Source organism: Mycobacterium sp. NGS17, assembly GCF_059813205.1.
This window is the reverse complement of record NZ_JCALED010000010.1, coordinates 1-26,646: the sequence shown is the minus strand read 5'-3', so window position 1 is coordinate 26,646 and position 26,646 is coordinate 1. Positions and strand designations below refer to the sequence as shown.

At 68.0% G+C, this 26,646-nt stretch carries 23 protein-coding genes, 1 tRNA gene and 2 pseudogenes; 10 read left to right on the top strand and 16 right to left on the bottom strand.

The window, feature by feature from the left end; all coding sequences use genetic code 11:
- Positions 1-30 precede the first annotated feature (30 nt).
- Positions 31-1,437: a cystathionine beta-synthase gene (locus AC5Y7E_RS20175; RefSeq protein ID WP_499950524.1), complete on the bottom strand. Its 1,407-nt coding sequence runs from the start codon at positions 1,435-1,437 to the stop codon at positions 31-33.
- Positions 1,438-1,500: 63 nt separating this feature from the next.
- Positions 1,501-2,568, bottom strand: a complete 1,068-nt coding sequence (locus AC5Y7E_RS20170; RefSeq protein WP_499950523.1) for an alpha/beta hydrolase fold domain-containing protein — start codon at positions 2,566-2,568, stop codon at positions 1,501-1,503.
- Between the two features lie 244 nt (positions 2,569-2,812).
- On the opposite strand from AC5Y7E_RS20170, the gene AC5Y7E_RS20165 reads away from it, so the two are divergent.
- Both AC5Y7E_RS20165 and AC5Y7E_RS20160 read left to right on the top strand, forming a co-directional pair.
- Positions 2,813-3,775, top strand: coding sequence for an SGNH/GDSL hydrolase family protein (locus tag AC5Y7E_RS20165; protein ID WP_499950612.1), 963 nt, complete (start codon positions 2,813-2,815; stop codon positions 3,773-3,775).
- Positions 3,776-3,868: 93 nt separating this feature from the next.
- Positions 3,869-5,086 carry an acetyl-CoA C-acetyltransferase gene (locus AC5Y7E_RS20160; protein WP_499918367.1) on the top strand — a complete coding sequence of 406 codons (1,218 nt, stop codon included), beginning with the start codon at positions 3,869-3,871 and terminating at the stop codon, positions 5,084-5,086.
- Between the two features lie 137 nt (positions 5,087-5,223).
- Here AC5Y7E_RS20160 and AC5Y7E_RS20155 read toward each other — a convergent pair whose 3' ends face one another.
- On the bottom strand, positions 5,224-6,081 hold the full coding sequence (locus tag AC5Y7E_RS20155) for a Bax inhibitor-1/YccA family protein (protein ID WP_499950522.1): 858 nt from the start codon (positions 6,079-6,081) through the stop codon (positions 5,224-5,226).
- A 215-nt stretch (positions 6,082-6,296) separates the two neighbouring features.
- Between AC5Y7E_RS20155 and AC5Y7E_RS20150 the strand changes: the two genes are divergently transcribed.
- From AC5Y7E_RS20150 to AC5Y7E_RS20140, 3 genes are read left to right on the top strand one after another with little or no spacing between them, the layout of a single operon-like run.
- On the top strand, positions 6,297-7,343 hold the full coding sequence (locus tag AC5Y7E_RS20150) for an enoyl-CoA hydratase/isomerase family protein (RefSeq protein WP_499950521.1): 1,047 nt from the start codon (positions 6,297-6,299) through the stop codon (positions 7,341-7,343).
- 14 nt (positions 7,344-7,357) lie between these two features.
- Positions 7,358-8,140 (top strand): enoyl-CoA hydratase, encoded by a 783-nt coding sequence (locus AC5Y7E_RS20145; protein ID WP_499950520.1) that lies wholly within the window; start codon positions 7,358-7,360, stop codon positions 8,138-8,140.
- A gap of 9 nt (positions 8,141-8,149) precedes the next feature.
- The gene (locus AC5Y7E_RS20140) at positions 8,150-9,931 is read left to right on the top strand and encodes an alpha/beta hydrolase (protein ID WP_499918372.1); all 1,782 of its coding nucleotides are present in this window, start codon (positions 8,150-8,152) and stop codon (positions 9,929-9,931) included.
- On the opposite strand, the gene AC5Y7E_RS20135 is transcribed toward AC5Y7E_RS20140, so the two are convergent.
- Together AC5Y7E_RS20135 and AC5Y7E_RS20130 are read right to left on the bottom strand one after the other, a co-directional pair.
- The gene (locus AC5Y7E_RS20135) at positions 9,928-10,365 is read right to left on the bottom strand and encodes a rhodanese-like domain-containing protein (protein ID WP_499918373.1); all 438 of its coding nucleotides are present in this window, start codon (positions 10,363-10,365) and stop codon (positions 9,928-9,930) included. The genes AC5Y7E_RS20140 and AC5Y7E_RS20135 overlap by 4 nt on opposite strands.
- Positions 10,362-10,973, bottom strand: a complete 612-nt coding sequence (locus AC5Y7E_RS20130; protein ID WP_499950519.1) for a cupin domain-containing protein — start codon at positions 10,971-10,973, stop codon at positions 10,362-10,364. Before AC5Y7E_RS20130 ends, AC5Y7E_RS20135 begins: the two co-directional genes overlap by 4 nt.
- A gap of 115 nt (positions 10,974-11,088) precedes the next feature.
- Between AC5Y7E_RS20130 and AC5Y7E_RS20125 the strand changes: the two genes are divergently transcribed.
- The gene (locus AC5Y7E_RS20125) at positions 11,089-11,532 is read left to right on the top strand and encodes a lipoprotein LpqV (RefSeq protein WP_499918376.1); all 444 of its coding nucleotides are present in this window, start codon (positions 11,089-11,091) and stop codon (positions 11,530-11,532) included.
- 102 nt (positions 11,533-11,634) lie between these two features.
- Entirely contained in the window at positions 11,635-12,699 is a 1,065-nt protein-coding gene (locus AC5Y7E_RS20120) for a patatin-like phospholipase family protein (protein WP_499918377.1), read from the top strand.
- Positions 12,700-12,731: 32 nt separating this feature from the next.
- Here AC5Y7E_RS20120 and AC5Y7E_RS20115 read toward each other — a convergent pair whose 3' ends face one another.
- The 10 genes and pseudogenes from AC5Y7E_RS20115 to AC5Y7E_RS20070 form a co-directional block, all read right to left on the bottom strand.
- Positions 12,732-13,601: a patatin-like phospholipase family protein gene (locus AC5Y7E_RS20115; protein ID WP_499950518.1), complete on the bottom strand. Its 870-nt coding sequence runs from the start codon at positions 13,599-13,601 to the stop codon at positions 12,732-12,734.
- Positions 13,602-13,624: 23 nt separating this feature from the next.
- On the bottom strand, positions 13,625-14,515 hold the full coding sequence (locus AC5Y7E_RS20110; RefSeq protein WP_499950517.1) for a class II glutamine amidotransferase: 891 nt from the start codon (positions 14,513-14,515) through the stop codon (positions 13,625-13,627).
- Between the two features lie 25 nt (positions 14,516-14,540).
- A pseudogene (locus tag AC5Y7E_RS20105) lies at positions 14,541-15,014 on the bottom strand (SRPBCC family protein).
- A 19-nt stretch (positions 15,015-15,033) separates the two neighbouring features.
- Positions 15,034-16,659 carry a long-chain fatty acid--CoA ligase gene (locus AC5Y7E_RS20100; protein ID WP_499950516.1) on the bottom strand — a complete coding sequence of 542 codons (1,626 nt, stop codon included), beginning with the start codon at positions 16,657-16,659 and terminating at the stop codon, positions 15,034-15,036.
- Positions 16,660-16,877: 218 nt separating this feature from the next.
- The gene (locus AC5Y7E_RS20095; protein WP_499950515.1) at positions 16,878-17,996 is read right to left on the bottom strand and encodes a WD40 repeat domain-containing protein; all 1,119 of its coding nucleotides are present in this window, start codon (positions 17,994-17,996) and stop codon (positions 16,878-16,880) included.
- Positions 17,997-18,376: 380 nt separating this feature from the next.
- A complete protein-coding gene (locus AC5Y7E_RS20090; protein WP_499950514.1) occupies positions 18,377-19,150 on the bottom strand; it encodes a DUF427 domain-containing protein in 774 nt (257 codons plus the stop codon).
- Between the two features lie 8 nt (positions 19,151-19,158).
- On the bottom strand, positions 19,159-19,431 hold the full coding sequence (locus AC5Y7E_RS20085; protein WP_499918385.1) for a DUF6295 family protein: 273 nt from the start codon (positions 19,429-19,431) through the stop codon (positions 19,159-19,161).
- Positions 19,432-19,440: 9 nt separating this feature from the next.
- The gene (locus tag AC5Y7E_RS20080; RefSeq protein ID WP_499950513.1) at positions 19,441-20,196 is read right to left on the bottom strand and encodes a dienelactone hydrolase family protein; all 756 of its coding nucleotides are present in this window, start codon (positions 20,194-20,196) and stop codon (positions 19,441-19,443) included.
- A gap of 107 nt (positions 20,197-20,303) precedes the next feature.
- Entirely contained in the window at positions 20,304-21,101 is a 798-nt protein-coding gene (locus AC5Y7E_RS20075) for a hypothetical protein (protein WP_499918390.1), read from the bottom strand.
- A gap of 135 nt (positions 21,102-21,236) precedes the next feature.
- A pseudogene (locus AC5Y7E_RS20070) lies at positions 21,237-22,462 on the bottom strand (methyltransferase).
- A 242-nt stretch (positions 22,463-22,704) separates the two neighbouring features.
- Between AC5Y7E_RS20070 and AC5Y7E_RS20065 the strand changes: the two are divergent.
- Entirely contained in the window at positions 22,705-23,886 is a 1,182-nt protein-coding gene (locus AC5Y7E_RS20065; protein ID WP_499918392.1) for a serine/threonine-protein kinase, read from the top strand.
- Positions 23,887-23,930: 44 nt separating this feature from the next.
- Here AC5Y7E_RS20065 and AC5Y7E_RS20060 read toward each other — a convergent pair.
- A tRNA-Leu gene (locus AC5Y7E_RS20060) sits at positions 23,931-24,007 on the bottom strand.
- Between the two features lie 351 nt (positions 24,008-24,358).
- Here AC5Y7E_RS20060 and AC5Y7E_RS20055 point away from each other — a divergent pair.
- On the top strand, positions 24,359-25,258 hold the full coding sequence (locus AC5Y7E_RS20055) for a PPE family protein, SVP subgroup (RefSeq protein WP_499918393.1): 900 nt from the start codon (positions 24,359-24,361) through the stop codon (positions 25,256-25,258).
- 58 nt (positions 25,259-25,316) lie between these two features.
- Positions 25,317-26,471: a PPE family protein, SVP subgroup gene (locus tag AC5Y7E_RS20050; RefSeq protein WP_499918394.1), complete on the top strand. Its 1,155-nt coding sequence runs from the start codon at positions 25,317-25,319 to the stop codon at positions 26,469-26,471.
- The last annotated feature ends 175 nt before the right edge of the window (positions 26,472-26,646 follow it).

Sequence of the window (26,646 nt, the reverse complement as noted above, 5' to 3'; positions counted from 1 at the left end):
GCGGCCGGGCGAGACGCGCGGCGTCGCGAATCACCGGCGCCCGGACAGCCCCCGAGGACCGTCGGAGAGGAAACCCAGCAAGTCATAGCGGGTGATCACCCCGACCGGTTTGCCTTCCTCGACCACCATCAACGCATCCCAATCGCGCAGCGCCTTGCCGGCCGCGCTGACGGACTCTCCGGCCCCGATCATCGGCAACGGCGGGCTCATGTGCTGCGCGACCGCGTCCGCCAATTTCGCCCGGCCCTCGAAGACGGCCGAGAGCAGTTCGCGTTCGGAGACGCTGCCGGCCACCTCCCCCGCCATCACCGGCGGCTCGGCCCCCACCACCGGCATCTGCGACACGCCGTACTCGCGCAGGATGCCGATGGCGTCGCGCACGGTTTCGGACGGGTGGGTGTGCACCAGGTCGGGCAGCTCCCCGGACTTGCGGCGCAGCACGTCGCCGACCCTGGACTGGTCGGTCGAGCCGTCGAGGCGGCTGCGCAGGAACCCGTACGACGACATCCAGGCGTCGTTGAAGATCTTCGACATGTAGCCCCGCCCACCGTCGGGCAGCAACACCACCACGATCGAGTCGGGCCCGGCCTGCTCGGCGACCCTGAGCGCGGCGACCACCGCCATCCCGCACGACCCGCCGACCAGCATCGCCTCCTCGCGGGCCAGCCGCCGGGTCATGTCGAACGAGTCGGAGTCGGAAACGGCGATGATCTCGTCGGGAATCGTGGGGTCGTATGCCTGCGGCCAGAAGTCCTCGCCGACGCCCTCCACGAGGTAGGGCCGGCCGGTGCCGCCGGAATACACCGATCCCTCGGGGTCTGCGCCGATGATGCGCACCGCGCCGCCGGACACCTCTTTGAGGTAGCGGCCCGCGCCGGTGATCGTTCCGCCGGTACCGATGCCGGCGACGAAGTGGGTGACCTTGCCGTCGGTGTCGGCCCAGACCTCCGGGCCGGTGGTGGCGTAGTGGCTGGCCGGGCCTTCCGGATTGGCGTACTGGTCGGGCTTCCACGCGCCGTCGATCTCCGTGACCAGCCGATCGGAGACGCTGTAGTAGCTGTCCGGATGATCGGGCGGCACGGCCGTCGGGCAGACGACGACCTCGGCGCCGTAGGCCATCAACACGTTGCGCTTGTCCTCGCTGACCTTGTCGGGGCAGACGAACACGCACTTGTAGCCGCGGTGCTGGGCGACCAGGGCCAGCCCGACGCCGGTGTTGCCCGAGGTGGGTTCGACGATGGTGCCGCCGGGGCGAAGCTGCCCGCTGGCTTCGGCGGCGTCGATCATCTTGACCGCGATCCGGTCCTTCGAGCTGCCACCGGGATTGAGGTATTCGACCTTGGCCGCCACGATGCCGGCGCCGTCGGGGACGACGGAGTTCAGACGCACCAGCGGTGTGCCGCCGATGAGGTCACTGATGTGCTGCGCGATCCGCATGCGTTCATCGTCTCAGGCGGTTTCGCGCGGCGCACAACCACACTCCGCGGAGTTTGCGCGCGCCTACTCGGTGGCTTCGCGGATGTAGTCGCCGATCTGCCGCAGCGAGCGGATGGCCTCGGGCACCATCGGCGCCGCGAGCTGAAAGTCGTGGACCTGTCCGGGCCATACCCGCACCTCGGCCGGCACGCCCACCGCGGCCAGCCGGCTCGCCGCCAGCCGCGCGTCGTGCAACAGCACCTCGGAGCCCGACACGTGGATCAGCGTGCGCGGCAATCCCGGCTTGATGTGGTCCAGCGGCTCGTAGATCTCTTCGGGCTTCCCGTCGACGATGTTCTTCTCGGCCGCGCCGGCCACCAGCTCGGCGAGCGCATCGAACGCCCCGGCGGTGAACATCGCATCCGTCTCGATGTTGGGGTGGGCCTGCTTGGGTTCCTTGGCCAGCTGCAGCAGCGGCGAGATTCCCACCAGCGCCGCGGGATCCTCGCCCTCCTCCTGGAGGCGTTGGGCCAGGGTGAGCGCCAGGTAGCCGCCCGCGGAGTCGCCGGCCAGCACGATCTGGTCCGGTTCGTATCCGCGCCGCCGTAGCCACCGGTACGCGTCATGGCAGTCGTCGATCGCCATTCCGACCGAATTCTTCGGCAGCAGACGGTAATTGACCACCAAGATCGGCGAGTCGGCGAACTTGGAGAGGGCTTCGACCAGCCGGCCATGCGAGTTCGCCCCACAGGTCAAAAAGGCACCGCCGTGCAGGTAGACGATCACGCGGCGGCTGCCGTCGGCGGGCAGCACCCCGGGAGCGCGCACCAGCTGCGCCGACGCGTGGGGCAGCTGCACCGTCTCGCGAACCGTGGCCGACGCCGGGATCAGCACCCGGGCCGTGAGATCGATGAGACCCCAGGGCCACGGCAGGTTGGGGACGTGGCTGCCGACGGACAGAATCGGCCGGATGGTCAGCCGCGAGGTGAGGTTCGCCAGTCGCGCGGCGACGCTGGGCCCCGATTCCAGGACCTCGACCGGGGCGCCGTCGCTGATCGCGAATTTGCGCGCCTGGGCTCGACGCGTTCGCAGGACGTCATGGGGCCGAACGGTATTTGCCGATAACCCCGATTCCTTACTAGGTGCGGTCATGCTCAACACTTCCTACGCCGTTGTAGTGCGATACAGCATGTGACGAGGAGCCCGAGCGTCTGGTTCAGCCGTTTGCCAGAGCGCTCAGCCAATCCCTTGTCTTCAGCTTGACAGGCGTTGCTTAGTACAACGTATGAAATAGCTGATTTGATACCAGTTTTGCTTCGCACCGTGATCAGTTCGTTTTCCAGCCGCACGCCGAGAACTCTTAAGTCGCACTAAACTTGATTGCGTGACCATGCGTGTGCCACGTCGTTCGGCAATCGCTCTGGCCACAGCAGGCGCGCTGGCCTCAACAGGAACCGCCTACCTGGGGGCGCGGAGCCTGTTGGTCGGCCAGGCCACGCACGCGCGCACGATCATTCCGAAAGCGTGGGACATCCCGCCCCGCGCCGACGGCGTGTACGTGCGCGGCGGCGGCCCGGTGGAACGCTGGCACCGCGGCATGGCGGTGGACCAGCACCTGATGATCTTCGGTGACTCGACCGCCACCGGATATGGCTGCATGAGCGCCGACGAAGTGCCCGGGGTGCTGATCGCCCGCGGCCTGGCCGAGCAGACCGGGAAGCGAATCCGGTTGAGCACCAAGGCGATCGTGGGCGCCACCTCCAAGGGCGTGTGCGGTCAGGTCGACGCGATGTTCGTGGCCGGCCCGCCGCCGGACATCGCGGTGATGATGGTCGGCGCCAACGACGTGACCGCGCTGAACGGCATCAGCCAGTCGGCGCAGCGGCTGGGGTTGACCGTACGCAAGTTGCGCGCCCGCGGCGCCGTGGTGATCGTCGGGACCTGCCCGGACCTCGGATTCATCAGCGCCATCCCGCAGCCGTTGCGGTCGATCGCGCACGAGCGCTGCCTGCAGCTTGCCCGGGCCCAGACCGCGGCGGTCCGCTCGGCCGGCGGTGTGCCGGTGCCGTTGGCGCAACTGATGGCGCCGCAATTCCGCGCCACCCCCGACGTGATGTTCTCCGCCGACGGCTTCCACCCCTCCGCACCCGCCTACGCGCTCGCGGCCGACGCGCTGCTGCTCGCCCTCTGCGACGCGCTGGGTGAGGAGGTCCAGCGGCCGCCGCTGACTCCGGCGGTGCCCGCGGCGGCACCGGTGCTCGGTCAGGGGCACACCCGCACCAGCGTGATGTCGCGGCTGTGGCGGCGCCCGACGCTCGGACCTGCCCCGTCTTCGTGCCCCGAGGTCGGCAGCGACTAGATTTGATCTCGCCCGTCGCGGTGGACCTACCGCCCAACGGTGAAGCGAGCCAGCCCCATCTGTGGGATCTGCAGTGATCTGAAGGGAACCGCCATGCCTGAAGCCGTCATCGTCTCAACTGCTCGCTCGCCGATCGGCCGCGCGATGAAGGGGTCGCTGGTCAACATGCGCCCCGACGACCTGACCGTCCAGATCGTGCGCGCCGCCCTCGACAAGGTGCCCGCGCTGAATCCGCACCAGATCGACGACCTGATCCTGGGCTGCGGCCAGCCCGGCGGGGAATCCGGATTCAACCTGGCGCGGGTCATCGCGGTCGAGCTCGGCTTCGACTTCCTGCCTGGCACCACCGTCAACCGGTATTGCTCGTCGTCGCTGCAGACCTCGCGGATGGCCTTCCACGCGATCAAGGCCGGTGAGGGCGACGCCTTCATTTCCGCGGGTGTGGAAACCGTGTCGCGCTTCGCCAAGGGCAGCGCCGACTCGTGGCCGGACACCAAGAACTCGCTGTTCGATGAGGCTCAGGAGCGGTCGGCCGCCGCGGCCCAGGGCGCCGAGGAGTGGCACGACCCCCGCGCCGACGACAACATCCCCGACGTCTACATCGCCATGGGCCAGACGGCCGAAAACGTCGCGCTGCTGACCGGCATCAGCCGCGAAGACCAGGACCACTGGGGAGTGCGCAGCCAGAACCGCGCCGAGGAGGCGATCAAGAGCGGATTCTTCGAGCGCGAGATCACCCCGGTGACCCTGCCCGACGGCACCACGGTGAGCACCGACGACGGCCCCCGCCCCGGTACCACCTACGAGAAGATCAGCCAGCTCAAGCCGGTGTTCCGGCCCAACGGCACGGTAACCGCGGGCAACGCGTGCCCGCTCAACGACGGCGCCGCCGCGGTGGTGATCACCAGCGACACGAAGGCCAAGGAACTGGGCCTGACTCCCCTGGCGCGCATCGTGTCCACCGGGGTCAGCGGCCTGTCCCCGGAGATCATGGGCCTCGGTCCGATCGAGGCGACCAAAAAGGCGCTGGCGCGCGCCAAGCTGTCGGTCAGCGACATCGACCTGTTCGAGATCAACGAGGCGTTCGCGGTCCAGGTGCTGGGTTCGGCGCGCGAGCTGGGCATCGACGAGGACAAGCTGAACGTCTCCGGCGGTGCGATCGCGCTGGGCCACCCGTTCGGCATGACGGGTGCCCGCATCGCCACCACGCTGCTCAACAACCTGCAGACGCATGACAAGACGTTCGGTCTGGAGACCATGTGCGTCGGCGGCGGCCAGGGCATGGCGATGGTGATCGAGCGGCTGAGCTAGGCCGCTCGCCGCGTCCAGTGTGAAGCTGCGGCGGCGACACGCCGCGTGTGCGCGCCATAGCTTCACACTCGACGCAGGCGCACGACACGAAAAAACCGGCACGCAAAGCGGCGTGCCGGTTTTTCTCTGTAGCGGAGCTAGTCGTTCTGCAGGTAACTCAGCAGACGCAGGATCTCGATGTACAGCCAGACCAGCGTCACGGTCAGGCCCAGCGCGATGCCCCAGGCCGCCTTCTCCGGCGCGCCGGCGCGGACCATCTGGTCGGCCGCGTCGAAGTCGATCAGGAAGCTGAAGGCCGCGATGCCGATGCACACCAGCGAGAAGATGATCGCGATCGGACCGCCGCTGCGCAGCCCCAGGCCGGCACCACCGTTGACGTGGAACATCGCCAGCACGAAGTTGCCCAGCATCAGGGCCAGCACGCCGAACATCGCGGCGACCAGCATTCGGGTGAACTTGGGCGTCACGCGGATGGCCCCGGTCTTGTAGACGACGAGCATGCCGAAGAACACCCCGAAGGTGCCCAGCACCGCCTCACCGATCAGCGCCCCGGCGTTGGCGTTCGACACCGAGAAGTTGGCGAACACGAACGAGATGGCGCCCAGGACCAGGCCCTCGAGCACGGCGTAGCCCAGCACGATGCCCGGGTTGTCCTGCTTGCGGCCGAAGGTGGCCACCAGCACCAGGACCAGACCGCCCAGCCCGCCGACCAGGGCCAGCGGCATGGCCAGCGCCACGTCGCGGGCGACCAGGAAGTAGGAGACCACGGCGGAGACCGCCAACACGGCCAGCGTGATGCCGGTCTTGGTGACGACGTCGTCGATGGTCAGCGGCCGCGAAGCTTTGGCCTCCTGATACGGAGCCTGATACGGAGCCGCGTAGGGGTCGGCCCCATAGCCATAGCCCTGCATCGGGGGCGCGCCAGTGCCGAATTGCGCGTATCCGCCCCTCTGCTTTGGCAGCGAACGAAATACCGGGTTGCTTGTCTCCCGCACCGTCGGATCCTCTCTAATTGGCTTCGAGCTGTGCGAACACAATCTCAACGATTGGCGTTGCACCCCGGTTCCCAGCGGACCTGGGCGTTTCGGGGGTGGATATGGCCTGCGCCGTTGTCGTCGCGTTAAAGATAACCCTTACCCGCGGGTACCGCGCCGGTCGTGACGATCTAGATTTCTTGCTCGGGGCTGGAGCGGCGATGGGAGGCGAGGGCGTGACCGACGAATCCGATGAGGTTCTGACCCGAGTCGAGGGAAGCGTCGGCTCGATCACCCTCAACCGCCCCAAGGCCATCAACTCGCTGAATCAGCAGATGGTTGACGCGCTGAGCGCCATCCTCACCGGCTGGGCGGACGACGACGCCGTGGGCGCGGTCGTGCTTTCCGGCGCCGGCGAACGCGGACTGTGCGCCGGCGGCGACGTGGTCTCGATCTATCACAGCGCGCGCAAGGACGGGGTCGAGGCGCGACGCTTCTGGCGCGACGAGTATCTGCTCAACGCGCAGATCGCCGAGTTCCCCAAGCCGTACGTGGCCCTGATGGACGGCATCGTGATGGGAGGTGGCGTCGGCGTCAGCGCCCACGCGAACACCCGGGTGGTCACCGATACCTCCAAGATCGCCATGCCCGAGGTCGGCATCGGCTTCATCCCCGACGTCGGCGGCGTCTATCTGCTGTCGCGGGCCCCCGGCGGGCTGGGCCTGCACGCGGCGCTGACGGGGGCGCCGTTCTCCGGCGCCGACGCCATCGCCATGGGTTTTGCCGACCATTACGTCCCGCACGGGGACGTCGAGGCGTTCCGCCGCGCGGTGGTCACCGACGGCGTCGGCAAGGCGCTCGAGAAGTACGCCGTCGAGCCGCCGCCCAGTGAGCTTGCCGCGCAACGAGACTGGATAGACGAATGCTTCGGTGGCGACACCGTCGAAGACATCATCGCGAGTCTGCGGGCCCACCAAAAAGGAGGAACCGGGCCGGCCAACGACGCGGCCGACCTGATCGCCACCCGCTCCCCGATCGCGCTGTCGGTGACCCTGGAGGCGGTGCGCCGCGCCGCCGAACTCGGGACACTCAAAGACGTTCTGACACAGGACTATCGGGTGTCCTCGGCGTCGCTTCGCTCACACGATCTGGTGGAGGGCATCCGCGCACAGCTCATCGACAAGGATCGCAACCCCAAGTGGTCACCGCCGCTGCTGTCCGCGGTCACCGCGGCCGACGTCGAGGCGTATTTCACCCCGGTCGACGACGACTTGAGCTTCTAGAAAGGCGGTTGTAGATGGCAGACGCAGACTACGAGACCATCCTCGTCGAACGCGAAGAGCGGGTCGGCATCATCACCCTTAACCGGCCGAAGGCCCTCAACGCGCTCAACACCCAGGTGATGAACGAAGTCACCCGCGCGGCAGCCGATTTCGACGACGACCCGGGCATCGGTGCGATCATCATCACCGGCTCGGCCAAGGCGTTCGCCGCCGGCGCGGACATCAAGGAGATGGCCGGGCTGACGTTCGCCGACGCCTTCGGCGCCGACTTCTTCGCTCCGTGGAGCAAGCTCGCCGCGGTCCGCACCCCGACCATCGCCGCGGTGGCCGGGCACGCACTAGGGGGCGGCTGCGAGCTCGCCATGATGTGCGACGTGCTGATCGCCGCCGACACGGCGAAATTCGGCCAGCCCGAGATCAAACTGGGTGTGCTACCCGGCATGGGCGGCTCGCAGCGGCTGACCCGCGCAATCGGCAAGGCCAAGGCCATGGACCTCATCCTGACCGGCCGGACCATCGGCGCCGAGGAAGCAGAACGAAGCGGCCTGGTCTCGCGAGTGGTGCCGGCCGACGATCTGCTGACCGAGGCCAAGGCCGTCGCGACCACCATTTCGCAGATGTCGCGCTCGGCGGCCAGGATGGCCAAGGAGGCCGTCAACCGCGCTTTCGAGTCCACCCTGGCCGAGGGACTCCTGTACGAGCGCAGGCTGTTTCACTCGACTTTCGCAACCGAGGATCAGTCCGAAGGGATGGCGGCCTTTGTCGAGAAGCGCCCGCCGAACTTCACCCACCGCTAGGACGCCTGGATGAGCGAGCCGATTTCCGCGACACCCACCGAGGCGGAGCAGCCCGCGGCCGACGTCGCCGAGAAGGCCGAGCCGGACGTCGCACCGCAACGGGCACCGGCGCCACGAGCCGGGCGCGCGGCGCCCACCCTGCCGTGGACTGAAAGGCCTTGGTGGGTAAGGCATTACACGTTTACGGGCACCGCGGTCGGCCTGATCTTCATCTGGCTTTCGCTGACCCCCTCGCTGCTTCCGCGCGGCCCGTCGTTCCAGGGGCTGGTCAGCGGACTCTCCGGCGCCATCGGCTATGGGCTGGGGGTCTTTTCGGTCTGGCTGGTGCGGTTCATGCGCGAGAAGGATCACAGTCCGCCGCCGCCATCGTGGGCATGGAAGGTGCTGATCCCGATCGGCGTGGTGGGCCAGGTGCTGATGGCGATCTGGTTCCACGTGTGGCAGGACGACGTGCGCGACCTGATGGGCGTGGCGCATTTGCAGTGGTACGACTACCCGCTGGCGGGAGTCTTGTCGCTGGTGGTGCTGTTCACGGTGGTCGAACTGGGCCAGTTCACCCGCTGGCTGGTGCGCTTTCTGGTCGGCCAGGTGGACCGGTTCGTTCCGTTTCGGCTTTCGGCGACCATCGTGGTCGTCACGCTCGTGGTCATGACCGTCGCCGTGCTCAACGGTGTCGTGCTCAAGTTCGCCATGCGCACCATGAACGACACCTTCGCCTCGGCCAACGACGAGATGAGCCCCGACAGCGCCGCGCCGAAAACCCCGCTGCGCTCCGGTGGGCCCCAGTCGCTGGTGTCGTGGGAATCCCTTGGCCACCAAGGGCGCATCTTCATCGAGGGCGGACCGAAGCTCGCCGATCTGACCGCGTTCAACGGAACCCCCGCGGTCGAGCCGATCCGGGCCTACGCCGGGCTGGACTCGTCCAAGGGCATCACCGCGGCCGCGGAGCTGGCGGCCCGGGAACTGCAGCGCACCGGCGGACTGCAGCGCGCCGTCGTCGCGGTGGGCACCACCACCGGCACCGGCTGGATCAACGAGGCGGAAGCCTCGGCGCTGGAGTACATGTACAACGGCAACACCGCGATCGTGAGCATGCAGTATTCGTTCCTGCCGAGCTGGCTGTCGTTCCTGGTGGACAAGGAAAACGCCCGGCACGCCGGACAGGCGCTCTTCGAAGCCGTCGACAAGCTGATCCGCCAAATGCCCGAGGCGCAGCGACCCAAGCTCGTCGTGTTCGGCGAGAGCCTGGGATCGTTCGGCGGCGAAGCGCCGTTTTTGAGTTTGAACAATGTGCTGGCGCGCACCGACGGGGCGTTGTTCAGCGGACCGACCTTCAAGAACACCATCTGGACCGATCTGACGTCGACGCGTGACAGCGGATCGCCGGAGTGGTTACCGATCTACCAGGATGGTCGGTTCGTCCGATTCGTCGCCCGCGCAAAGAATTTGACGCGCCCCAACGCGCCGTGGGATCACCCGCGGGTGGTGTATCTGCAGCACGCGTCGGATCCGATCGCCTGGTGGACGCCGGACCTGTTGTTCAGCAAGCCCGATTGGCTGAGCGAACCGCGCGGCTATGACGTGCTACCTCAGACGCGCTGGATTCCGGTGGTCACCTTCCTCCAGGTTTCGGCCGACATGGCCGTGGCGGTGGACGTACCCGACGGGCACGGCCACCGTTATGTCGCGGACGTCGCCGACGGCTGGGCGGCCGTGCTGCCACCGCCCGGCTGGACGCCGGACAAGACGGCGAAACTGCGTCCGCTACTGCACTCCGGCGACACGGGTTAGAGCCAGCGGCGGGCGGCGCCGCCGGTGTCCGCGAACACCGGATCGACAGCGCCCCCCGCCAGCTCGCTCAGCACGCCGGCCCCGGCCAGCGCGTGATAGCCGCCGATGACGTCGGTGGCGCGATGCAGGCCGATGTCCAGCAGCGCGGCCGCCGCCAGGCTGGACGTGTAGCCCTCCGAACACAGGATCACCCATTCGACGTCGTCGCCGACGGCCTCGGGCAGCTTGGCCTCGCTGGTGGGATCGCAGCGCCACTCCAGCACGTTGCGTTCGATCACCAGCGCCCCGGGCACCTCGCCCTCGCGAAAACGTTGGGCCTGCGGCCGAATGTCGACCAGCACAGCGCCGCGGCGCAGCGCGTCGGGCACCTCGACCGCGGGCAGGCGGCGAAACCGGCGCCGGGCGGACCTCAACACGACGTCGATGCGGCTCAAAGCGATCCCTCCGGCTGGTCGGTCAGTTCGGTGCGCTCGCGCCGCAACGTCTTGCGGTCGGTGACCTCGTAGTACGACATCGCCGTCAAGGGCGGCGAGTAGGCGTGCACGCTCAGGGTTGGCCCTACCGCCGCGGCGCCGACGCCGGGCGCCTCCGCGACGGGCCGGGAAACGGGCACCGTGACCGGCCGCGGCGCCCAGACCACGTCGTGCACCCAGCCCAACGGGAACCCGGCCTGATCGCCTGCGTCGAGCCGACGGCGCCGCAACGCCCTTCCATCCCAACGGTATTCATTCAACGATCCGGACAGGACGGTCAATGCGCCCAGCGAGCCACCGTGATCGTGCAGTTCGGTCGGCTGCCCGGGCACCCAGCTGATCAGCCACACGTCGAGTTCCTCGTCGCCGTGGATCCGGGTGAACCAGCGCCGCGACTCGGGTATGCCGCCCTCCGGTAACAGGTGGTCGCAGCGCCCGCTGAGCACATCGTCGGCGGCCCGGTCGGTCGCGTAAAGCAAATCGGGCACGCGCAGCCGGGTGGGACCGGAGGACGGGGCGGAAAGGGGCCGCGGGCGCGGGGCAGCAGCGGTGAAGACGGGCACAGACATCGGAGGGCTCCAGGACGGAAAACGGATGGGACAAGCGGCGGCGTGTTACGGCCGACAACACTCGCAAAATCCGAAGCGCTCCATCACGGCCGCCAGTGTTGCATAGATTGAGAGCGTGCGCTTCAGCGGCGATCGGTCCCGGCGGTGGTGTGTGGTTGTCGCCGCAGCCGGGGCGCTGGCCGTCGCGGGGTGCGCGCACGGTTCCCACAGCGGTGCCCCCTCGGGGCCGCCAACGCGGCAATCCGGCAATCCCAACGGCCCGCGTTCAGCGCCGCCGGGCTCAGTCGGGCTGTCCCCCGCCGGCGTGACGACCAGGGTCGACGTCCCCGCCGACTCGACCGAGGAGGAGTACTACCAGGCCTGTCACGCCGCGCACGAGTGGATGGACGCGCAACCCAAGACCGGCGCGTCGCTGTTCGAGCCGTATCTGTCGATGGTCCAGGCGTCGCCGTCGGGCACCGCGGGCAGCTGGAATGCGCCGTGGTCGACGTTGACGCCGGCGCGGCAGGCCGCCGTGATCGTCGCCGCGCGGGCGGCCGCGAACGACGAATGCGGGTAGCGGCGCGTCCCGGCAATTCTTCGCCGCCGCGCAATTGCGATCACGGGTGAAAAAAGTGCCCGCGCCGCCCGCCGGGCAACGTCGTCCGCGCAAAATGGAGGGGTGCCTGACGAGACTCCGCGTCGATCCGAACCGACCCGGGTGGCACTCGCGCTCGGCAGCGGCGGCGCCCGCGGCTACGCCCACATCGGGGTGATCGAGGCCCTGACGGCGCGGGGCTACGACATCGTCGGCGTCTCCGGCTCGTCGATGGGTGCCCTGGTCGGTGGCCTGCAGGCGGCCGGGCGGCTCGACGAGTTCGCCGACTGGGCGAAGTCGCTGACCCAGCGCACCATCCTGCGGCTGCTGGACCCGTCCATCAGCGCGGCCGGCGTGATGCGGGCGGGCAAGATCTTGGACGCGGTGCGCGACATCCTGGGGCCGGTCGCCATCGAAGAACTGCCCGTCCCCTACACGGCGGTGGCGACCGACCTGCTGGCGGGCAAGTCGGTGTGGTTTCAGCGCGGCCCGCTCGACGAGGCGATCCGGGCGTCCATCGCGATCCCCGGCGTGATCGCACCCCACGCTGTCGACGGTCGGCTACTCGCAGACGGGGGCATCCTGGATCCGCTGCCGATGGCCCCGCTCGCCGCGGTCAACGCCGACCTGACCATCGCGGTGAGCCTGTCCGGCAGCGAGACGATCGCCAACCGCGAGCCGGAACCCGGCGCCACCATCGAGTGGTTGACCCGCATGGTGCGCAGCACCTCCGCGCTGCTCGACACCGCCGCCGCCCGTTCGCTGCTCGATCGGCCGACCGCCCGGGCGGTGCTGAGCAGATTGGGCGGGCCGGCCGGCGAACCGGACGACTGGTCGGACACCCCGGACGACGAGCAGCCGGTTGACGACGCCGCCGAACTGCCCGGTGCGGGCACCGAGGTGCCGAAACTGGGCAGCTTCGAGGTGATGAACCGGACCATCGACATCGCCCAGGCCGCGCTGGCGCGCCACACGCTGGCGGTCTACCCGCCCGACCTGCACATCGAGGTCCCTCGGTCGACGTGCCGGGCCCTGGAATTCCACCGGGCCGTGGAGGTGATTGCCGTCGGCCGCGCGCTGGCGGACGAGGCGCTGGACGCACTGGAAGTCGAGGACGACCAGGACGTCCCACCCGCGATCCAGCGCTGAGCACTCTCAACTCGGTTGTGCGCCAGGCACTTTCATAGCCCCAGGAAGTGGGCGATGGCCGCGGTCTCGCGGCGGCCCTGCGCGCGCCCGGCCACTGCCGACGGGATGCGGCAGCCCGGATCCAGGGCGTTGGGCCCGAAGGCGGCCAGCGATTGGCCGTCGGCGAAGACGGCGAAGGCGGCGCCGGGGAACGCCGAGACCTCGGCGGCCGGCCCGGCACCGAACGGCGACGGCGCATCGACGCCCGCGGGCACCAGCACCACAGCGGTGTCGCAGTCGGTGGCCACCGCGAGGTTGACGGAGCTGGCGACCCCGCCGTCCATGTAGTGGCGGCCGCCGATCGTCACCGGCGGCCACGCCCCGGGCACCGCGCAGCTGGCCGCGACGGCATCGACCAGGTCGACACCGGAATCGCGGTCGAACACGGTCAGCTCGCCGGTTTCGACGTCGATCGCGGTGAGCCGCAAGTCGCGATCCGGCCAGCGGTGCGACGGCAGGCGACGCGCGATCACGTCCCGGCGCACCGGCGCGGGAACGGTTTTGGTCGCCAGCGCCACGGCCCCGATCCGCTGCATCTGTTGGCGTGTTTTGTCCAGTGTCTCCTCGTACGGCTCGCCCAGGGCCGTCAGGAACAGTTCGGTGATGGTCTCGATGTCGACCCCGGAATCGATCTCTGCCGACGACTCGGCGACCTGGCGGTCGAACAGCTCGTCCAGTGTGCGGCCGCTGCTCAGCTGCGCCGCGACGGCCGAGCCCGCGGACGTCCCCACCAAAACGTCCGACTCGCCCAACAGCCGGGCCACCGTCGGCGACTCGTCGGCGATGCCCCGCAGAACACCTGTCTCCCAGGCGATTCCCGCTATCCCACCGCCGGCAAGCACCAACGCGCGTTTGGTTGTCATGCCGTTCACCTTGCCAGCACGGATCACGCCAGCTGCCGGGTGTTCGGCAGGGCGTGCTGCGATTCCTCCACCGGCGAGCTCAGGTCCTCGCGGCGCAGCAGATGTTCGGGCGGGTCGGGCAGGATCATGCTGCGGTGGATTTGCAGATTCGCATCGACATGGAAGAGTTCGCCGGCCGGCAGCAGCCGCCAGCGCGGCTCGTCGTCCATCACCTCGGTGGCGAACACCACCGACGGCCGCTCACACAGATGCTCCGACCGGGCGTGAATCCTCTTGGTGCACAAGTCGAATTCGGGATCGCGCGAACCCCTATCGCCGGATCGATCCAGAATGTAGAGCTGATGGGTCTCCGGGTATCGCAGCGCCCACATGTCGGTGGCGGTGCTCAGCAATACGTTGACCGCATAGATCGGGGCGTGCTCGGCGAGCCATCGCATAGCGTCGGTGAGGCCGGCCGTGATGTCGCCGTCGCGCGCCCGGATCGCGCCGGTGATCAACGCGAAGACGCGCTCGGAGTCGGTGTCGCCCAACACCAGATCGTCGGTGCCGACCTCACGCAGGCGCTCGTCGATGATGTCCAATCCCTCGAGGACGCCGTTGTGCGCGAAGATCCGCCCGTCCTGCAGGAACGGGTGGGTGTTGTGGATGTCGAGCGATCCGGTGGTCGCGTAGCGGACGTGGGCGATGACGGTCGTGCCGGTCATCCGGTGCGCCTCGGTCGCGAATTCGGCGTCCTGCCAGGCAGCTATCGGCTCCTTGTATACGTGCGGCCGGCCGTGCTCGTCGAAGACGCCCAGGCCGGTGCCGTCCGGATTTCTTCTGCTCTGTTCGGCCAGGCTGTCCGGCGCATCCAGCAGCCAAAAGGTCGCGGTGCAGGCGTGGGTCCCGGCGTGTACGCCAAAGAGTCGGCACATGGCTTTCCACGCTAGCGCTCGACGGTCAACCCGTCAGCAAGGCAGACAGGTGACGCAGCGCGCGCCGCGCGTAACCCTTCCACATCATGCCCAGCAGCGGCAGCGCCCGGGCCGTCAGCGCCGAGCGCGGGTGGATGTCTCAGCGCCAGGTGATAGCGGTGCCACCCGATGCGGGTGTGAAGATCCATTCGCCCAGGATGTGGTCGACCAGCATGGCCATCGGGCCGGTGATTTCGGAGAGCCGGTAGCCGAACGACCGTGGCGGGTCGACGCTGGTCAGTTCCTCGCGCATGCTGGCGCCGCCGGCCAGGTGCACCACGCGGGTCTGGCCCGCCGCGTCCCAGGCGCCGGTCTGTCCGCGCACTTCCCTGATTGGGGGGAACGGTCCGTACCAGCGGTGAAAAAGGGTCGGGAGCGGAATCGGCAGCGTCCGGTCAAACGCGTGCCTTACCTCGACCGGGGCCACCACGGATTGGTCGACGACGAGCGAATGTGCCACTGGGGTCCAGCCTTTCAGCTCAGCGCGCCTCGATCACCTGGTATTCGTCCGCGGCGTATCGCGACCGAATGCTTTTCTTGTCGTACTTGCCGACGCTGGTGCGGGGAATCTCGTCGATGAAGGTCCACCGTTCGGGCAGCCACCATCGAACGACCTTGTCGGCCAAGAAGTTTCGCAGCTCGTCGGCGCTCACCGATGCGCCCTCTTTGGCAACGATGACCGCGAGCGGCCGTTCCTCCCAGCGCTCGTCGGGAACGCCGACGACGGCGGCCTCGAGCACGTCCGGGTGGCCGATCAAGAGGTTTTCCAACTCGACCGATGAGATCCATTCCCCACCGGATTTGATGACGTCCTTGGCGCGGTCGGTCAGGGTGACGAATCCGCGCTCGTCGATGCGGCCCACGTCGCCGGTGCGCAGCCAGCCGGAGTCGAACTTCGACTCGTCGCGGCCCAGGTAGTACGAGCCGGCGATCCACGGCCCGCGCACCTCGACCTCACCGACGGCGTTGCCGTCGTTGGGCAGCACCTGCCCCTCGTCGTCGACGATGCGCATCTCCACCCCGCAGACCGGCTGGCCCTGCGTCCCGCGATAGGACCAGTGCTGATCCGCACTGGTACCCGGTGGGGGCCACGCCATGGTGGCCAGCGGCGACGTCTCCGTCATGCCCCACAGCTGACGAATCTGCACGTCGTGCTTTTCCTCGAAAGTGCGCATCAGCGAAATCGGGACGGCCGAGCCGCCGCAGACCACCAACCGCAACGAGGACAGGTCGTGGTCGGGCTCGTCCTCGAGGTGGTGCAAAACGCCGTTCCAGATGGTCGGCACCGCGCCGGTCACGGTGGGCTTCAAGTCCTCGATCATCCGGACCAGCGACGGCGGATCGAGGTGGCAATCCGGCAACACCAAATCGGCGCCGGCCATCAGCGCCGCATACGGCAGCCCCCAGGCGTTGGCGTGGAACATCGGCACCACGGGCAGCACGCTGTCGGTCGACCCGACGCCGATGCCGTTGGTGGTACACGCGCCCATGGTGTGCAGATAGCTCGAACGGTGGCTGTAGACAACGCCTTTCGGGTTCCCGGTGGTGCCGCTGGTGTAACACATCGCGGCCGCGGAGTTCTCGTCGATGTGTGGCCAGTCGAACTCGGTGGACTCGGCGTCGAGGACGTCGGCGTAGCGCAGCACGGTCTTGCCGGACCCCTGCAGCGGATCGGTGTCGTCGCCGACGACGATCACGGTGTGCACCGTCTCCAGGTCCGGCAGCACGGGTGCGAGCAGTTTGACCAGCGCGGCGTCGACCAGCACCACCTGGTCTTCGGCCTCGTTGGCGACGAAGGCGATCTGCTCGGGGAACAGCCGGATGTTGAGCGTATGCAGGACGGCACCCATCGACGGCAATGTCAGGTATGCGGTGAGGTGCTCGGCGTTGTTCCACATGAAGGTGCCCACCCGCTGATCACCCGTGATGCCCAGCCGGCGCAGGCCATTCGCCAGTTGCGCGGCCTGCTGGCCGAGCTCCCGGTAGGTCGTGCTCCGGTAGCCATCCCCGGTGGCTGTCGTGACGGTCCGCTCCCCGTGCACCGTGCAGCCGTGACGCATGATCGCGGTGATGGTCAACGGAAAGTCCTGCATCGTGCCGTCCACTGAGCTACCGCCTTACTCTCGGCGCGGCACCGCATGTGCCGCCGGCCGCCTCTACCCTAAGCCTGAAATCGGCGCGCGTGGCAGCACCTGAGGAGACTGCTGGTCGACTGCGTGGATCCCGTTCGGCCGGGGCAGCTTTGGGCCTAGGCATTGCCGCACGTTCGCACCGAACGCCCACGGTTCACACCCGGCGCGCCGGGCCCGCCCCTGCGGCGGGGCTAGGCCAGGACGGGCTCCCACTCCGGAAGTTCCGGCAGCCAGCCGGCAATCGACAGGTCCGGGTAATGCGCCCCGCGGTGGGTCTGCGTCGGTGTCGCGGAGGCGATCCGCGCCGCGGTGACCACACCGGAGTGGTCGGCGACATAGAGATGGCCGCCGTCGGGGCTTTCGACCACGCACGACGGGTTCTTGGACAGCGTGACCTCGCCGACGACATCCTGCTGGCGGGTGCTCAGCACCGTGATGCGGTCGTCGCTGACCAGGTAGGCGCGCGCGCCGTCACGACTGAGCGTCATCCGGGTGAGGGGGCCGGTGATCTCCGGGACCTTGTGAGTGCCGACGATTTTGTTGGACCGGGTGTCGACCACATCGAGCACCGCGCCCGCGACCGGATCGCAGCTCGCGACGTACGCCGTGCCGCCGTCGGTGCTCAACGCCACATCGCGGACAGGCAGACCGAGATCGACGACGCCGACGATGCGCGACCGTCCGCCGACCCGGCGATTGTCGGACCGCGTCCGGGTCTCGATCATGGCCAGACTGCCGCCGGTCGGGGCGTTCATGCCGACGTAGAGCCGGCGTCCGTCGGCGCTGATCCGCACGCATGCGGTGGTGGCGCCCGGCGCGGTCGCCAGGTCGATGACCTCGAGCTCGCCGGTGGTGGTGTCCAGCACCGTCACATCGGCGCCGCGAACCGCGTTCCGGCTGGCGTAGAGATAATTTCCGTCCGGGCTCACCGCCAGGCCGCTCACGCTGTTCGCGAGCTGGTGTGTGGCGATGCGCCAGCTCGTGACGACGTCGATGACGTCGATGGCGTCATAGCCGGGGGTCGCGGTGCTGACGTAGGCATAGTTGGAGTCCGCACTGCTCATGGCGACCGCGAACGGTTCGGCCAATTCGGTCACGATGCTCGAGACGCGACACGTGTGGGCGTCGACGACCGAAACCACGTCGCGGGCGTAATTCGTGACGACCAGCCTGCGCCCGTCGGGGCTGATGTCGAGATCGCTGATCGGACCGTTGTGCAACGGGACTCGCCTCACCGAAGTGGTGTCGAGCTCGAAGACTCGCCGGTCTCGATCGCCGTGCGCGGCCGTTGGGCCGTTCACATCGTTCACGCTGGCACCGCCTTTGCTGTGTGTTTCGGCGCGGAGGCGAAGCCGCCGATACGTGTGCGACGGACTGGCCTTCCGGAATCACCGGCTTTCAGCACCGAAAGGCGCTGACGAGACTGGTTTTCGGTAGTCTACTGGCCAAAAATCGCCCCACCGCGGTTCGAAGTGCTCGACGTTAGCTACGTCACTCCGCGTACTCAGGTTCTGCTCAGACTTCCAATCGAGCTGTACCGCAGTCGCTTACCCGTAGCGAAAGTCAGGCAAACCCGCTTCCGGCGGATTTCGCCCGCGCCGCTAACAGCCCACGTGAGGGCGATATCGGTACAGAAGTACGGAATTCTCAGGTTTGTCGGCCGACGAGGGATAGATCACACCGCTCGACGCTAGCTGAACTGCGTCTGCGGCCGCGCCAGCCTCACCCCGTCGACGGTGATGTCGACCTTCTCGTTGTAAAACGCGATGAGACCGGCGATCTGTCCGACCGCCGGAAGCGGATAGTGATAGGTCCACGCCAGGTCCGCCCGCAAGTCTTGCTCATCGGCGGATCCCACTCGCACCGACCAATACGCTGACGTCACTCCCTTGTAGGGACACAACGTCTGCGTCACGCTGGGTTCCAGGTGCTCGAAGGCGACATCGGCCGGATCGATGTAATACCTTGTCGGCAAACCTGTTTCGAATAGCAGAACGGGACAACTGGTGTCGGCCAAGGTGATTCCGCCGAGTTCCACTACGACGTGCCGGTGCGAACGCAGGGCGTCGACGCGCGAATAAGGGTTGCGTGGGTGACCGTAAATCGGCTCATCTTCTTCGAACCAGCGCAACGGATTCCACTCGAATCGCACCGTACCGGCCAGCGGGCCGTCGCCGTCGGCGTCGAACACCCGCGCCGCGGCCTCGTACGTCTGGCCGGCGCCGATCAGGGAGTACAACCGCGACGGGCCGAATTGCACCTTCTGGGCGTGGTTTTCGTCGCGCAGGAACTCCGAGCGGACGTCGTCGAGCGGGATGTAGTACTGCGGGTAATACGGGACTTCCCACACGTACCGCGCGGAGGTGGTGTCGAACACCAGGGCATCGCCGAGATAACCACGGACCCGGCGCGGGGCGGGTTCGATCCTGCCCCGCTCGGCGGCCATCTGCGGGTAGTCGGTCATCGCGTGGCCTATTGGTTCTTGGAGGCCAGCCCGGCGGGTGCGTGACCGATGGCCTTCCGGATGGCGTCGGCCAGCGCGAGCGCGCTCTCCTCGGTCAATTCCAGGGCCACCCGCGCCGACGGGCCGAGCTGCGGATTGATCACGTCGATGTTGACGGTGTGACCGTAGGGCGCGTGCACCGGATGGTCGACGTATACCGTCGCGCGGTCGGCGCCGAACCATCCCGTCGCGCCCTTGCCGCTGCCGTCGATCTCGACATGTTCGGTGAGATAGGTGCACATGGCGCGTGCCTAGCCTTTCAGGTAGGTGGCGAAGAACTCGTCGATGCGCCGCCAGCCGTCCACCGCGGCCTCCGGCCGGTACGCCGGCCGGTCGACCGAGAAGAACGAATGACCCGCGCCCTCGTAGGAGTGGAATTCGTGCGGCTTGTCCACCTTGTTGAGCTCGGCATCCAGCGTGGCCACCGCAGCGGGGGCCGGGAAGCGGTCATCGAGTCCGAACAAGCCGAGCAGCGGACAGCTGAGACTGGCGGCCAGATCCAGGATCGGCTTCATCACCTTGGGCATGCCCTCGGGCGGGTCCTCGACGATGAACGCCCCGTAGCAGTCCACCGCCGCGTCGAAGGGCAGCGAGCAGGCCGCCAGATAGGCGTGGCGTCCGCCCGAGCAGTGCCCGATGACACCGAACTTGCCGTTGGCGCCGGCCAACGAGCGCAGGTGCTCGACCGCGCCCGCGACGTCGCCGACCAATCGTTCGTCGGGCACTCCGCCCGCCGCCCGCGCCGCGGCGGCCGCGTCATCGGGCGCGGCACCCGGCGCTTCCCGCGAGTAGAGGTTGGGCGCCACCGCGTTGTAGCCGCTGACGGCGAGGCGGCGGACGAACTCCTTGGTCTCCCGGTCATATCCGGGCATGTGGTGGATCCACACCACGCCGCCCCGCGAGCCCGGTGCCAACGGCACGGCTTGGTACGCCTCGATCTCGTCGCCGCCGTGGCCGGCGATGGTGATGGTTTCTGCGCGGATGGCGTCCGCGCTGAATGCGTTCATCACGACTCCTCGTCTCCGCTCCGATGGCACTCCCGCGCCACCCGGATGCGGAGCGCCGCTGCAGTCGGTCCGCTCCGCCGAGAACCAACGTAGCGCGCCGCGGGTTTTCAGTGCCGCTTGTCGCGCACCTTGTAGGTCGAGGGCCACGACTTTCGGGACTCGTCTCCGGTCAGCGGAGTTCCCATCCCGCCGACCTTGACGGCGTAAGCCTCCTTGCCGGGCCCGACCTCGCGGTTGGCGTGCTCCTGGGCCAGGAAGTAGAGCTCATCGATGGTGGCTTCGTCGTAGGCGACAAACGAGGTCTCCCGCGCGACGTCGTCGATGCCGACGAGCAATCGGTCGGGCAGCAGCCGCGACGCCACCGCCGCGAGCCCCAGCAGCCCGAAGGGAATGATCCAGTAGCAGAGAAACGACAGCGGGGTCTTCGTGTCCAGCATCCAGGCCGCGGTGGTCCCGGTAGAGCTTTGCGCGACCGACGGGATGACCGACGACACCGTCATCCCGGCGAAAGTTGCGACCCACAGGCAACTGAGGATCTTGACGACCCGGCCGAACAGCTCGGTTTTGACGACGTCGGGAGCTTGTTCAGCCGCGGCGAACTCGGCCACGAAGGGCTTGCCAACCAGCACCCCGAGGAGCGTCACCAGCAAGATCCCGGCGTTGCTCAGCGGCAGGATCCACCGCTGCAGGAACGACTCGCTGAGCGTGAAGGCCAGGACGGCGAGAATCAAAAGCACTGCGACGGAAGCAAAATCGAAGAACTGCCATTTCCTGCCCACCGCACCCCCCACGCCCAGGCTGGCGGCGGCGATGGCCAGGGCGACCAGCACGGCCGCGACGAACGGAACGTTACCGACGAGCACCCAATACACGATCCACGGCGCGAGGCCGAACAGCATCCCCATGCTGCGTCAGTGTATGAGTGGCGCTTTGCGGCGCCGTCGGCGGCTAACCCAAAGTATTGGTCCGCGCGCCGAACACGGCGGCCGGCCGTGGCACGCAGGACTTTCAAAAACCTTGCGCCGCAACCTAACCCGGGTCTACGCGGGGGCCGGCGTGTTGAGCGCCATCGCCAGGAAGTCGAGCCGCCACAACGAGCGGAACAGTGCCAGCCCGAATTCCTGCACGCGCTCTCCATCTTGCGGTCTGACGTCGCCGCGCCGCGCCACGCAGTCGATGATTTCTGTGATCGTGCGACGGCCGTCGACGTGCTGAACGAAGGGTAACTGGGCCGGGTTGAGTTTCAGCGTCGCGCCGGCAGGTGGATCGTCTCGCCGGACAGCAGGCACGCGGTGCGCAGCAGCGGGACGTAGTCGAGGCAAGCCGGCGCCGAGAAGTCGACCGCATAACCCGCTTTCGGGCGTTCGGGGCGGCAGGCGAGGAAGAAGTGGGTGGCGTTCGCCGGCTGCAGCCGCTCCATCACCGACCACAGTTTGGTGTCGGGCAGCTGGTTGACGAGCGACTGGAATTGGCTCGCCGGCGCGACGAAGTCGTGCGGGTAATACGGCGCGTTGCGCAGCCAGCCCTGAAACGCCAGCCCGGCCGACGCGACCAGGTCCAGGCATTCGTCGACGGTGTAGCTGCGTTGGCGGGCATGCAAGAAGGTGTCAACAAGGGCACCCTCGGACATCAGGTCGCGGGCAGCCTGCAGGTAGGAGCGGACCGGATGGTCGGAAGGTAGCGTCGCGATCGCCTGGACAACCAATTGCACCGACGCGGCGTCCTGGGACAGCCCCAGGTCGCGGAACGCCGATTCGAGCATGTCGACGCCGATTCGGCCGTACTTCGCGTAGAGCATGACGCCTAGGGCCCCGTCCCGGCGCAGACACTGGCCGAGCGCCGTGAGCCCGGCCAGCGGATCGGCCATATGGTGCAGGACGCCGCTGCAGACGATGAGGTCGAAGTCGCGGGAGAGCGCCGAGACCTCTTCGATCGGAAGCAGATGCAGTTCCAGGTTGTCCAGACCGTGCTTGTCTTTCAGCTGCCGATGGTGATTCAGCGCAGACTGGCTGACGTCGATCGCGACGACTCTGGCGCCGCGGTTCATGTAGGCCAGCAGGGCCGCCTGGAAGGTGCCGCATCCGGCAACGAGAATGTCCAAGTCCGCTTTGTAGTCCCGATCGGGCCACAGCATCCGGTGGGACCAATAGGGGTCGAACCAATCCCAGTGATTAGACGTCCACGCCGCGAGATCGGTTACCGGAGGCGGATATTCCCACCGATCGTATTGACGGCTGACACCGTCGACCCGCGAATCCTCGGTCACTTCGGCGCTTGCTCCTTCGCGGTGGCGGATCGCCCAACGGTACGACGAACTTACTGCGCCCGCCGATTCTGTGCGCGCGATGACGCACCGCGAAATTCCGTTCATCGCAAACGACATCGCCTGGTGTGGGTACGTGTTTGTGCGCTTGCGCGTGCGGGTCGGGGATGAGCGTTTTGAGCCGTCGCTGTTCGGGTAAACGACGGCACGATTGTGACCGCAGGGGCACGGAGTTAGCAGGGCGAATGGACACCCGCGTGTTGCTCGCCGGCCGTTATGAAGTGCGCGGCAGGCTGGGTCGTGGTGGCATGGCCGAGGTTTGCGACGGCTGGGATACCCGATTGCGCCGACCGGTCGCGATCAAGCTGATGCATCCGGACGTGAGCGCCCAGAGCGGCATGCGGAACCGGTTTGATGCGGAGGCCCGCGCGGCCGCGGCGCTCAACCATCCGAATATCGTCGCGATCTACGACACCGGCGAGCACGACGGCAGGCCGTTCATCGTGATGGAACGGTTGCCCGGCGGAACCCTGGCTGACGAGGTGCGCCAGGGCCCACTCTCGCAGCAGCGGGTCCACGCATTGCTCGACAGCGTCCTGGCGGCGCTGACTGAAGCGCACCGCGCCGCCATCCTGCATCGCGACATCAAGCCCGGAAACATTCTGCTTGCCGCGGGCGGCGAAACCATGAAGGTTGCAGACTTCGGGATTGCCAAGACTCCGGAAGCCACCAAGACGCTCACCGGCCAGATCCTCGGCACCATCGCCTATCTGAGCCCCGAGCGACTCGCCGGGGCGCCTGCGTGCGTGGGTGACGATCTGTATGCGGTCGGCGTGGTGGGCTACGAAGCACTCGCCGGGCACCGCCCGTTCCCACAGGAGAATATGGCGGCGCTGGCCGGGGCCATTCTGCACGGACGCCCGCCGCGGCTGGCCGGGCTGCGACCCGACGTCGAACCCAGCCTGATCACGCTGATCGAACGCGCGATGGCGCACGACCCACGACAGCGGTTCGGTAGTGCCGAGGAGATGCGCGCCGAGCTGCACCACGGTCGCAACGCGGCCGCAGCCATGCCGGTCGCGGCGCCACCCTATCCGGCCACCAAGCTGCTGGAAGTGCCGGTAGCCGGCCGGCCCACGAACACTTTCTTCCCGGCGCTGGTCGATTCGACGACGAGCCGCAGGAGAAAGTTGCTGGGCATCATGGCGGTCGTGGCGGTACTGATCCTGGTGCCGCTCGCCCTCGCGCTTGACGCGTCGTCCTCGCACGCACCCCAGGAGCCCGCCACCACCAGCACGCCGGCGCCGGTCCCTGTCAATAGCGCCGCGCCACCGCCTTCCCCGCCCCCGCAACAGCCGCCGGTCCCCGCCTTGCACGGCCCCGGCAAAGGGCACGGCAAGGGAAACGGCGGCAACCGGGGAGATTAGGGCGACCACGCGGAGCAGAGCGGCCGCGCGGTTCCCGGCAAACTTGGTGCCCCCAGTCGGACTCGAACCGACACTGGGCGGATTTTAAGTCCGCTGCCTCTGCCAATTGGGCTATGGGGGCCCGGCGGCGAATCTAGCGCGCCGCCGCCGAATTCAAGGCATCGCATCCCGCTCGAATCGCCACAAATTCGCAAGATGCATTCGGGATGAGTCTGGGCTAAGATCCGCGCCCGCTCGCCTTAACGGTGGCTTTCCGTCAGATGACAGATGACGCCGCTATGTCATCCGGCAAGGCCGTGTTAAAACTGCCGGCTCCATCGTTAAAAAGCCGTAAACGGCTGTCAACCTGGCCCTTTAGGCCGGGAACGTGGACGTGTGGCTCGTTAGTGTTACGCCAACGCACAGGGGCCGTTACGCAAACACACAGGTCGACCAGCACATGTGGTCGGCTCGTTCCAGCTTAGGAGCAACCGTGGCTTTTCTGACAACACAGACCGAAGAGATGCTCGCCGCCGAGGGGCTGCTCTCGGGCATCAACACGAATCTGGCGGCGCAGAACGCGGGCGCCGCGGCGGCGACGACGGTCATCGCGCCCGCCGCAGCAGACCCGGTGTCGGTTCAGCAAGCGGCAATCTTCTCGGCGTACGGCACCCAGTACCAAACGATCGCCGCGGAGGCGCAGACCCTTCTGCAGAATTACGCGCAAACCCTCGGCATCAGCTCCGGCAGCTACGGGGACACCGAAGCCATCAACGCCGCCCAGGCCACGCTTTCGAGTGCCGCATCTCCTCTCGCTGCCGCTGCGGCCACACCCTCGAACACTCCGCTGGACTTCCTCTCCTACCTGCTCGGCAGCACCGGCAACGGCACCAATCCGAACATGCTCGGCGGGATCTTCGGCCTTTCGAGTAACGGCGCCAACATCCTGAACATCGGCGCCGGTAACTGGGCGTCTGCGGGGTCGGACCTGCTAGGTCTGGCCGGTGGCGGTCTGCTCGACACCTCTGCGGCCGACGCCGCCGGTTCGGCCGCCGACGCGGCGGGCCTCGCCGACTCGACAGCGCCGATGGCGCCCATGGCCGGCGGCGGCATGGCAGGCCTGGGCGCGCCGATGGCCGCAGCAGGACAGGCCACCATGGTCGGCAAATTGTCGGTGCCGCCGACCTGGGCCGGCTCGGCCACCCCGGTCGTCGGCACCAGCGCTGCGCCGCTGGAGACGGTGGGCTGGACTGCCGCCGCACCGCAGGCCGGCGCGGGGACCATCATCCCCGGGATGCCCGGGATGGGCGCGGCCGCGCGCAACAGCGCCGGCTTCGGCGCGCCGCGCTACGGCGTCAAACCGATCGTCATGCCGAAAGCGGCGACCGTCTAAGCAGCGAGCACGGTTAAGCGAAGCAGTTTCCGAACGGATAAAGGGAGCGAGAAGACAAATGGTTTTTGATTTTGCCGCCATGCCGCCAGAGCTGACCTCCACGCTCGTCTACACCGGTCCGGGCGCGGCGCCGCTCATGGCGGCCGCGGCGGCGTACGCCAACCTGGCCGCGGAGGTGAGCTCGACGGCGACCCAGTGGGAGTCGATCATCTCGTTGCTGACCACAGAGAGCTGGACCGGCGGTGGGTCGGCGGCGGCCGCCGCCGCGGCCCAGCCGATCATCACCTACCTGACCGAGACGGCGACGACGCTCGAGCAGACGAGCGCACAGGCCACGGCGTCGGCGGCAGCCTTCGAGGCGGCATACATGGGCGTGGTGAACCCGGCGCTGGTCTATGCCAATAGAGCCGCCTTCTACGCCGCACTCGCGGGGCTGCCCTTCACGCTTCCGCAGGTGGCTGCGCTGGAAGCCGAGTACGAGGCGATGTGGGTTCAAGACGCCACCGCGATGGGCGCGTACCAGGCCGCCTCAACCGCGGCCGGGGTCCTGACGCCCGTCACGCCACTGACGTCGGCTGTCAACCCGGCTAGTGCCGCGGCCGCGGACAGCACCGCCCTCGCCGCGGACTCAACCGGCGGCACGGTCCAGGCGTTGGCGGCCCCCATCTCCAATGCGGCCGCGGCCGCCCCGACCCTCCCCTTCACCACCGACGGCTTGCTGTCCTCGATCGACAACTTCCTCGGCACGCCGTCCGTCTTCAACGCCATCAACGGCGCGGTCAACACCGGGGCCTGGTTCACCATGAACGCCATCCCGACGGCCGTATCACTCGGGCACACCCTGGGTACCGTGCCATCGATCCCCTTCGCGCTGACCGACTCTGTCACGCCGCTCGCCGGCGGGATGATCCCCGGCACGATGGTGGGTTCGGTGACCGGCGCCGGGGCGTCGGCCGCGGTGGGTGAAGCCTCGGCGGTCGGCGGCCTGTCGGTGCCGGCCAGTTGGTCGGCGGCCGCGCCCGCGGCGTCGGCGGCTTCCTCCACCGCTCCCCTGGCGGGCTCGGGGTGGACGGCGGCGGCCGAGGCCGAGCCGGTCGCGGCGATGCCCGGTATGCCCGGAATGGCGGCCGCCGCAAAGGGCGCCGGCGCCTATGGCACCGGACCGCGGTACGGCTTCAAGCCGATCGTCATGCCCAAACAGGTTGTCGTCTGAGAGCGGACCGCTGATATGGCAAGAAGGGGGTACCTGTCACCCGTTTGAGGCGAGCAATTAACCGGGGCGCCGTAATCTCTTTACAACGCGGCCACCACGGCATTAAGTACAACTGTTAAGACTTCGGCGAACTGAAGCTTCACGATAGGAGACAGCCGACATGGCAACACGTTTT